This is a genomic window from Streptomyces sp. JLBJ103 (assembly GCF_058215575.1).
The window spans coordinates 6875524-6886350 of record NZ_CM177089.1; the positions used below are offsets into that span (position 1 = coordinate 6875524).

Annotated in this window: 1 protein-coding gene; it reads left to right on the top strand. The window is 69.0% G+C overall.

The window, feature by feature from the left end; all coding sequences use genetic code 11:
• Positions 1-11 precede the first annotated feature (11 nt).
• Positions 12-10826: a type I polyketide synthase gene (locus AC4BEG_RS30125; RefSeq protein ID WP_490702832.1), complete on the top strand. Its 10815-nt coding sequence runs from the start codon at positions 12-14 to the stop codon at positions 10824-10826.
• The last annotated feature ends 1 nt before the right edge of the window (position 10827 follow it).

Below are 10827 nucleotides of genomic sequence, written 5' to 3' on the forward strand. Positions count from 1 at the left end.
CGGAGATTCTGATGGGGAATGAAGAAAAGCTTCGTTACTTCCTCAAGCGAGTAACGGCTGACCTGGAGCAGGCGCACGAGCGCCTGCGTGTGCTGGATGCCAGGGACCAGGAGCCGATCGCTATCGTCGGCATGAGCTGCCGCTTCCCGGGCGGTGTCAGCACGCCCGAGGAACTGTGGCAGCTGCTCGCCACCGGCGGTGACGGCATTTCGGATTTCCCGGCGGACCGTGGCTGGGGCCTGGAGGGGCTGTTCGACCCGGACCCCGACAACCCGGGTACCAGCTATGTGCGGCAGGGCGGCTTCCTCGACGACCCCGCCGGATTCGATGCCGGGTTCTTCGGGATCTCGCCGCGTGAGGCCGTGGCGATGGACCCGCAGCAGCGGCTGCTGCTGGAGACCTCGTGGGAGGCGCTGGAGCGCGCCGGTATCGACCCGCAGTCCGTACGGGGCAGCCGGATCGGCGTCTTCGCCGGCACCAACGGCCAGGACTACGCGGCCTGCATGGAACGGTCGTCCGACGAGTTCGACGGCTATCTGATGACCGGCGCCGTGGCCAGCGTGCTGTCCGGCCGGGTGTCGTACACCCTGGGTCTGGAGGGCCCTGCGGTCACCGTCGACACCGCGTGCTCGTCCTCCCTGGTGACCCTGCACCTGGCGGGCCAGGCGCTGCGCCAGGGTGAGTGCACGTTGGCGTTGGCCGGCGGCGTCACCGTGATGGGCACGCCCAGCATCTTCCAGGAGTTCAGCCGCCAGCGCGGGCTGGCCGTCGACGGCCGGGTCAAGGCATTCGCCGACGCGGCCGACGGCACGGCCATGGCCGAGGGCGTCGGCATGCTGGTGCTGGAGCGGCTGTCGGACGCGCAGCGCAACGGTCACCCGGTGCTGGCGGTCATCCGCGGTTCGGCCGTCAACCAGGACGGCGCATCGAACGGCCTGACCGCGCCCAACGGCCCCGCCCAGCGACAGGTGATCCAGCAGGCGCTGGCCAGCGCCCGGCTGTCCGCCGATCAGGTGGACGCGGTCGAGGCCCATGGCACCGGGACGGCGTTGGGTGACCCGATCGAGGCGCAGGCGCTGCTGGCGACTTATGGGCAGGAGCGTGCCGAGGGTCGTCCGTTGTGGCTGGGTTCGGTGAAGTCGAATGTGGGTCACACGCAGGCTGCTGCGGGTGTTGCAGGGATCATCAAGATGGTGATGGCGATGCGGCACGGTGTGCTGCCGCAGACCCTGCACGTGGACCAGCCGTCCACGAAGGTGGACTGGTCCGCGGGCGCGGTGCGGCTGTTGACCGAGCAGGTGGCCTGGCCGGAGACCGGCCAGCCGCGCCGGGCGGGTGTGTCTTCCTTCGGCGTCAGCGGCACCAACGCGCACGTCATCCTGGAGGGCGCTCCGGCCGCTGAGGCCGAGCCTGTTGCGGAGCAGCCCGCCGCGGATGTGGCCGGTGTGGCGGTGCCGTGGGTGGTGTCTGCGCGGAGCGCGGAGGCGCTGCGGGGGCAGGCGGCGGGTCTGTCCGCGTTCGTGGGGTCTCGGTCTGATGTGAGCCTGGTGGATGTCGGGTATTCGCTGGCGGTGTCGCGGTCTGCGTTGGAGTACCGTGTGGCGGTGGTGGCTTCGGATCGTGCGGAGTTCCGTGCGGCTCTTGAGGCGCTGGCTGCTGGTGAGGCCCCGGCGGGTGCGGTCGAGGGTGTCGCGGGTTCCGGCAAGCTCGCGGTGTTGTTCACGGGTCAGGGTGCGCAGCGTGTTGGTATGGGCCGTGAGTTGTGTGAGCGTTTTCCGGTGTTCGTGGAGGCGTTCGATGCGGTGTGTGCGGAGTTGGACGTTCATTTGGAGCGGTCGCTGCGTGAGGTGATCTTCGCGTCTGAGGCCGATGTGCTGGATCAGACGGGGTTCACCCAGCCTGCGCTGTTCGCGATCGAGGTGGCTCTCTTCCGGCTGATCGAGTCGTGGGGGATCCGTTCCGACTTCGTGGCTGGGCATTCGATCGGTGAGTTGTCGGCCGCGCATGTGGCGGGTGTGCTCTCGCTGGCGGATGCGGCGGCGTTGGTGGCTGCTCGTGCCCGTTTGATGCAGGCTCTGCCGCAGGGTGGTGCGATGGTGTCCATCGCGGCTCCGGAGGAGGATGTCCGGTCGGCGCTTGTCGGCACCGCCGGTGTGTCGGTGGCTGCGGTCAACGGTCCGGTGTCTGTGGTGATTTCCGGTGATGCCGAGGCTGTGGCGCGTATCGGTGAGGGTTTTGCCGCCTCGGGTGTGAAGACGAAGCAGTTGCGGGTCAGTCACGCGTTCCACTCGCCGCACATGGACGGCATGCTGGAGGACTTCCGGCGGGTCGCGGCGGGGATTGCTTTCGAGGCTCCTCGCATCCCGGTGGTTTCGAATGTGACGGGTGAGATCGCGTCGGCTGAGGAGCTGTGCTCGGCGGAGTACTGGGTGCGGCATGTGCGCGACGCTGTGCGTTTCGCCGATGGGATCGGTGCGCTGGAGGCTCAGGGGGTGACCCGGTTCCTGGAGCTGGGTCCGGATGGGACGCTCTCGGCGATGGCTCGGGACTGCCTGGCCGAGGACGGTGAGGCCGTGCTCGTCCCTGTCCTGCGTCGTGACCGCTCCGAGGAGCAGACGCTGCTGACGGCCCTCGGGCAGCTGTACGTGCATGGTGTCGCTGCCGACTGGGAGGCGGTCTTCGCCGGTACCGGCGCCCGCCGGGTCGACCTGCCCACCTACGCCTTCCAGCACCAGCACTACTGGCCGAAGGACCCTGCTCCTTCGTCGGGTGACGTCACCGCGGCGGGACTCAACGCGGCCGACCACCCGCTGCTTGGCGCGGCCATGTCGTTGGCCAACGACGACGGGTTGCTGTTGACCGGCCTGCTGTCGCTGCGCACCCACCCCTGGGTCGCCGATCACGAGGTGATGGGCTCGGCACTGCTGCCCGGCACCGCCTTCGTGGAACTGGCCCTTCAGGCCGGGGATCAGGTCGGGTGTGATCGTGTGGAGGAGCTGACGTTGGAGGCTCCTCTGGTTTTGCCTGAGCGGGGGGCGGTGCAGCTTCAGATTTCTGTGTCGGCGGCCGGTGAGGGTGGCCGGTGTGGGTTTGTGTTCTATTCGCGCTCGGCTGAGTTGGGGGTGGATGAGCCGTGGACGCGGCATGCCAGTGGGTCGTTGGTCGCTGGTGGTGTGGCGTTGTCGTCGGTTGGTTTGGTGGAGTGGCCTCCGGTGGGTGCGGAGGTGGTGGAGCTTGCCGGTCTGTATGAGCGGTTCGCGGATGCGGGTCTGGTGTATGGGCCGTCGTTCCAGGGGCTGCGTTCGGTGTGGCGGCGTGGTGAGGAGACCTTTGCCGAGGTCGCTCTGCCGGAGGGGATCAGCTCCGAGGCCGACCGCTTCGGTCTGCACCCGGCCCTCCTCGACGCCGTCCTCCACGCCATGGGTGCCGACGGCCTGGAGGGACCCGATGGCGCGCGCCTTCCGTTCTCATGGGGTGGCGTGTCGCTGTACGCCGTCGGCGCATCCGTTCTGCGGGTACGGCTCGCGCCTGCAGGTGCTGACGCGGTTTCACTGACTGTCAGTGACGGCACCGGGGCGCCGGTCGCCGTGGTCGATTCCCTCGTACTGCGCCCCATATCCCGAGACCAGCTCGCGAGCGGGCACCAGCAGTCGCTGTACCGGATGGACTGGCAGCCCCTGGCGCTTCCGGCCAGCCCGGCCCCGGCCACTCAGCGGTGGGCGGTCCTGGACGACGATCCGCTCGGGCTGGCATCCGCCCTCGGGCTGCCCCAGCTCTCCGTCGCTTTTCTGACGGACGCGGCAGGATCGGAAGAGATACTCGACACCGTCTTCGTTCCTCTCGTCGTCGCCGCCGATGACGAAGACGAGGCTTCCGACGTCTCGTCGAGGCTGCGGAGTGCGACTGGTCGTGTTCTGGGGCTGGTGCAGGAGTGGCTGGGGGATGAGCGGTTCGCCGCGTCGCGTCTGGTGTTGGTGACCCGCGGCGCCGTTGACACGGGCGCCGGTGAGGGCATTGCGGACTTGGCGCATGCCGCGGTGTGGGGTCTGGTGCGTTCCGCGCAGTCGGAGAATCCGGACCGGTTCGTTCTGGTCGATGTGGACGAGGGTGCTGATGCGGCGACCGTCCTGCCGTCTGTTGTCGATTCGGGTGAGTCGCAGGTGGCGGTGCGGGCGGGTGTGGTGCGTGTGCCGCGTCTGGCGCGTGCGGCGGTCTCCGCGCCCGCCGATTCCGGTCCCGTCTGGGATGTGGATGGCACGGTTTTGGTGACGGGTGGCACGGGTGCTCTGGGTGCGTTGGTGGCCCGACATCTGGTGGCTGAGCATGGTGTTCGGCATCTGTTGCTGACCAGTCGCCGGGGTGTGGAGGCTCCGGGCGCGGTCGGGCTGCGTGATGAGCTGGCCGGGCTGGGTGCTCGGGTGACGGTCGTGGCTTGTGACGCGGCTGATCGTGAGGCGCTGGCCGGGCTGCTGGGCACGATCCCCGCCGAGTATCCGCTGACGGGTGTCGTTCACACGGCGGGTGTGCTGGATGACGGTGTGATCGAGTCGTTGTCGCCGGAGCGGTTGGAGACGGTGCTGCGTCCGAAGGTGGACGCCGCGCTGAATCTGCACGAGCTGACCCGCGACCTCGACCTGTCCGCGTTCGTGCTCTTCTCCTCGGCGGCCGGGCTCCTCGGCGCGCCCGGTCAGGGCAACTACGCCGCGGCCAACGCCTTCCTCGACGCTCTGGCGCAGCACCGCCACGGCCTGGGCCTGGCCGGGCAGTCGCTCGCCTGGGGCCTGTGGGCCCAGAACAGTGGCATGACCGGTGGTCTGTCGGAGGCGGATGTCTCGCGTATGACGCGTGCGGGGATGCGCCCGCTGTCGGAGTCCGACGGGCTGGCCCTCCTCGACGCCGCCCGCGCGGCGGACGATGCCGTACTGGCTCCGGTGCACCTGAACTCCTCCGTGCTGGCTGGTCAGGCAGGTCTCCCGGCAGTGCTGCGCTCTCTGGTGCGCACCTCGCCCCGGCGCGTCGCCGATGCCGGGCGGGCCCAGGAGGGCGGGCTGAAGGAACGACTCCTGGCCACTCCCGCGCAGGACCGTGAGCGTGTACTCCTCGACCTCGTCCGTGGCCACGTGGCGGCTGTGCTCGGGCATGGTTCACCGGACGCGGTGCAGCCCCTGCGTGCGTTCAAGGAAGTCGGCTTCGACTCGCTGACTGCCGTGGAACTGCGCAACAGGCTGATCGCGGACACGGGACTCCGACTGCCAGCCACGCTGGTCTTCGACCACCCCACGCCGACCGCGATCGCGGACCTGCTGCGGACCGAGCTTCTGGGCGACGACGCCCTGGCGGCGGCCACAGCGCTTCCGGCCGTCTCGGCCTCGGCAACGGACGACGAGCCGATCGCGATCATCGGCATGAGCTGCCGCTACCCGGGCGGGGTGCTGTCGCCGGAGGACCTTTGGCAGCTGGTGGCATCCGGAGGCGACGGCGTGTCCGCCTTCCCCACCGACCGTGGCTGGGAGCTGGACGGCCTCTTCGACTCGGATCCGGGTCGCTCGGGCACCAGCTACGCCCGTGAGGGCGGATTCCTGCACGACGCTGCGGACTTCGACGCTGCGTTCTTCGGGATCTCGCCACGTGAGGCACTGGCGATGGACCCGCAGCAGCGGCTGCTGCTGGAGACCTCGTGGGAGGCGCTGGAGCGTGCCGGCATCGACCCGCAGTCGCTGCGCGGCAGCCGCACCGGCGTGTTCACCGGCGTGATGTACCACGACTACGGCGCACGGGTGCGGGAGATCCCGGAGGGGCTGGAGGGCTACCTCGGCAACGGCAGCTCGGGCAGCGTGGCCACTGGCCGTATCTCGTACACCCTGGGCCTTGAGGGTCCCGCGGTCACCGTGGACACCGCGTGCTCGTCTTCGCTGGTCGCCCTGCACCTGGCGGCGCAGGCGCTGCGCCAGGGCGAGTGCACGATGGCATTCGCGGGCGGCGTGACCGTGATGTCCACCCCCGGTGTCTTCGTGGAGTTCAGCCGACAGCGTGGTCTGGCCTCCGACGGCCGCTGCAAGTCCTTCGCGGGCGCGGCGGACGGCACCGGATGGGGCGAAGGCGTCGGCATGCTGGTGCTGGAGCGGCTGTCGGACGCCGAGCGGAACGGCCACCAGGTGCTGGCCGTGGTGCGGGGTTCGGCGGTGAACCAGGACGGCGCGTCCAATGGTCTGACGGCGCCGAACGGTCCCTCGCAGCAGCGCGTGATCCGCCAGGCGCTGTCGAACGCCCGCCTCTCCGCCGATCAGGTGGACGTCGTCGAGGCGCACGGCACGGGCACCACCCTGGGCGACCCCATCGAGGCCCAGGCGCTCCAGGCCACCTACGGCAAGGACCGCTCTCCGGACCGTCCGTTGTGGCTGGGTTCGGTGAAGTCGAACCTGGGTCACACGCAGGCGGCCGCGGGTGTTGCAGGGATCATCAAGATGGTGATGGCGATGCGGCACGGTGTGCTGCCGCAGACCCTCCACGTCGACGAGCCGTCGCCGCACATTGACTGGTCGGCGGGCGCGGTCGAGCTGCTGACCGAGCAGATCGCCTGGCCCGAGACGGGCCGGCCCCGCCGGGCGGGTGTGTCCTCCTTCGGGATCAGTGGGACCAACGCCCACGTCATCATCGAGCAATCCACACCGAGTGATGCCGCTGACACCGAATCGGCCGATCAGCGAGCCGCCGGTGTGGCGGTGCCGTGGGTGGTGTCTGCGCGGAGCGCGGAGGCGCTGCGGGGGCAGGCGGCGGGTCTGTCCGCGTTCGTGGGGTCTCGGTCTGATGTGAGCCTGGTGGATGTCGGGTATTCGCTGGCGGTGTCGCGGTCTGCGTTGGAGTACCGTGCGGCGGTGGTGGCTTCGGATCGTGCGGAGTTCCGTGCGGCTCTTGAGGCGCTGGCTGCTGGTGAGGCCCCGGCGGGTGCGGTCGAGGGTGTCGCGGGTTCCGGCAAGCTCGCGGTGTTGTTCACGGGTCAGGGTGCGCAGCGTGTTGGTATGGGCCGTGAGTTGTGTGAGCGTTTTCCGGTGTTCGTGGAGGCGTTCGATGCGGTGTGTGCGGAGTTGGACGTTCATTTGGAGCGGTCGCTGCGTGAGGTGATCTTCGCGTCTGAGGCCGATGTGCTGGATCAGACGGGGTTCACCCAGCCTGCGCTGTTCGCGATCGAGGTGGCTCTCTTCCGGCTGATCGAGTCGTGGGGGATCCGTTCCGACTTCGTGGCTGGGCATTCGATCGGTGAGTTGTCGGCCGCGCATGTGGCGGGTGTGCTCTCGCTGGCGGATGCGGCGGCGTTGGTGGCTGCTCGTGCCCGTTTGATGCAGGCTCTGCCGCAGGGTGGTGCGATGGTGTCCATCGCGGCTCCGGAGGAGGATGTCCGGTCGGCGCTTGTCGGCACCGCCGGTGTGTCGGTGGCTGCGGTCAACGGTCCGGTGTCTGTGGTGATTTCCGGTGATGCCGAGGCTGTGGCGCGTATCGGTGAGGGTTTTGCCGCCTCGGGTGTGAAGACGAAGCAGTTGCGGGTCAGTCACGCGTTCCACTCGTCGCATATGGACGGCATGCTGGAGGACTTCCGGCGGGTCGCGGCGGGGATTGCTTTCGAGGCTCCTCGCATCCCGGTGGTTTCGAATGTGACGGGTGAGATCGCGTCGGCTGAGGAGCTGTGCTCGGCGGAGTACTGGGTGCGGCATGTGCGGGAGGCGGTGCTGTTCGCCGCCGGTGTTCGCACGCTGGAGGCTCAGGGGGTGACCCGGTTCCTGGAGTTGGGTCCGGATGGGACGCTCTCGGCGATGGCTCGGGACTGCCTGGCCGAGGACAGCGAGGCCGTGCTCGTCCCTGTCCTGCGTCGTGACCGCTCCGAGGAGCAGACGCTGCTGACCGCGGTGTCCGCGCTGTATGTCCAGGGTGGTGAACTGGACTGGGAGGCGGTCTTTGCCGGTACCGGCGCCCGCCGGGTCGACCTGCCCACCTACGCCTTCCAGCACCAGCATTACTGGCTGGACGCCACCGCTCCGGCAGGTGACGTCACCTCGGCGGGCCTCGCCCCCGCCGATCACCCGTTGCTGGGTGCCGCTGTGGGACTGGCGGAAGACGACGGCTACCTGTTCACCGGACGGCTCAGCGTGGACACGCACCCATGGCTCGCCGACCACGCCGTCTCAGGCATCACCGTGGTCCCGGGAACGGCCATCCTTGAACTCGCCATGCGAGCCGGGGATCAGGTCGGGTGTGATCGTGTGGAGGAGCTGACGTTGGAGGCTCCTCTGGTTTTGCCTGAGCGGGGGGCGGTGCAGCTTCAGATTTCTGTGTCGGCGGCCGGTGAGGGTGGCCGGTGTGGGTTTGTGTTCTATTCGCGCTCGGCTGAGTTGGGGGTGGATGAGCCGTGGACGCGGCATGCCAGTGGGTCGTTGGTCGCTGGTGGTGTGGCGTTGTCGTCGGTTGGTTTGGTGGAGTGGCCTCCGGTGGGTGCGGAGGTGGTGGAGCTTGCCGGTCTGTATGAGCGGTTCGCGGATGCGGGTCTGGTGTATGGGCCGTCGTTCCAGGGGCTGCGTTCGGTGTGGCGGCGTGGTGAGGAGACCTTTGCCGAGGTCGCTCTGCCGGAGGGGATCAGCTCCGAGGCCGACCGCTTCGGTCTGCACCCGGCCCTCCTCGACGCCGCCTTGCACGCCATGGCGGTCGGTGACTCGGAACAGTCCCGTCAGGCTCATCTCCCGTTCTCCTGGAGCGGGGTGTCCCTCCACGCGACGGGTGCGTCCGTGCTGCGTGTAGCGCTGACGCCCACCGGCACCGACGCGGTGTCGATGACCGTTGCCGACGGCTCGGGACAGTCGGTCGCGTCCATCGAATCGCTGGTGGTTCGGCCGCTGTCCGCGGAACAGCTCCGTGCGGGCCAGGGAACCCGTCAGGACTCCCTGTTCCGGGTGGATTGGCAGTCGCTGTCGGCGTCGCTGTCGGTGGCTGAGGCTGGTGTGGGTGCTGCTGGTTGGGCGGTGCTGGGTTCGGAGGATTCTGGTCTGCCGGCGTCGTTGGGCGTGGGTGAGGTCGTTTCGGATCTTGCTTCGCTGGGTGCTGGTGGTGTGGTGCCGGATGTGGTGCTGGTGCCGTGCTTGTCCGGTGGGTCCAGTGCTGCGGATGTGCGTGGTGCGACTGGTCGTGTTCTGGGGCTGGTGCAGGAGTGGCTGGGGGATGAGCGGTTCGCCGCGTCGCGTCTGGTGTTGGTGACCCGCGGCGCCGTTGCCACGGGTGGCGGTGAGGGTGTTGCGGATCTGGCGCATGCCGCGGTGTGGGGTCTGGTGCGTTCCGCGCAGTCGGAGAATCCGGACCGGTTCGTTCTGGTCGATGTGGACGAGGGTGCTGATGCGGCGACCGTCCTGCCGTCTGTTGTTGGTTCGGGTGAGTCGCAGGTGGCGGTGCGGGCGGGTGTGGTGCGTGTGCCGCGTCTGGCGCGTGCGGCGGTCTCCGCGCCGGCCGATTCGGGTCCCGTCTGGGATGTGGATGGCACGGTTTTGGTGACGGGTGGCACGGGTGCTCTGGGTGCGTTGGTGGCCCGGCATCTGGTGGCTGAGCATGGTGTTCGGCATCTGTTGCTGACCAGTCGCCGGGGTGTGGAGGCTCCGGGCGCGGTCGGGCTGCGTGATGAGCTGGTCGGGCTGGGTGCTCGGGTGACGGTCGTGGCTTGTGACGCGGCTGATCGTGAGGCGCTGGCCGGGCTGCTGGGCACGATCCCTGCCGAGTATCCGCTGACGGGTGTTGTTCACACGGCGGGTGTGCTGGATGACGGTGTGATGGAGTCGTTGTCGCTGGAGCGGTTGGAGACGGTGCTGCGTCCGAAGGTGGATGCCGCGCTGAATCTGCACGAGTTGACTCGTGACCTCGACCTGTCCGCGTTCGTGCTCTTCTCCTCGGCGGCCGGGCTTCTCGGCGCGTCGGGTCAGGGCAACTACGCGGCGGCGAATGCGTTCTTGGACGCGTTGGCTGAGCGGCGTCGTGCGGAGGGTCTGGTGGGGCAGTCGCTCGCCTGGGGCCTGTGGGCTCAGGCCGGTGGCATGACCGGTGGTCTGTCGGAGGCGGATGTCTCGCGTATGACGCGTGCGGGTCTGCGTCCGTTGTCGGAGTCCGATGGTCTGGCGCTGCTGGACGCGGCACGAGCGGCGGGCGATGCCACACTGGCCGCGCTGCATGTGAACGGCGCTGCGCTGGCAGGTCAGCCGGGTCTCCCCGCAGTGCTGCGCTCCCTGGTGCGGACGCCCGCACGGCGTGTCGCCGAGGCGGGTCGGGGCCAGGAGAGCGGGATGAAGGAGCAGCTTCTGGCCACTCCCGAGTCCGACCGTGAGCGTGTACTCCTAGACCTCGTCCGCACGCGGGCTGCGGCGGTACTCGGACACGCCAGTCAGGACGCGCTCCCGCCCCGTGCGGGCTTCCTGGACTCGGGCTTCGACTCGCTGACCGCCGTCGAGCTGCGCAACGTCCTGGGTGCCGACACGGGCCTGCGGCTGCCGTCGACGCTGCTGTTCGACTTCCCCACGCCCTTCGCCCTCGCGCAGCACCTCCGCGAGGAGCTCTTCCCGAGCGCCGGCGGGGCGGGGGACACCGACCCCGCGGAGGCCGAGCTGCGAGCAGCGCTGGCGTCCATTCCGATCAGCCGGTTCCGGCAGGCGGGCCTGCTGGACGTACTGCTTCAGCTGGCCCAACCGGAATCCGAGAGCGACGAGCCGCAGGACGAAAGCAACGCGACGGACCTGGACCTCATCGACGAATTGAACGTGGAAAGCCTCGTGCAGCGGGCACTGGGCAATGCTCAGGAATAAA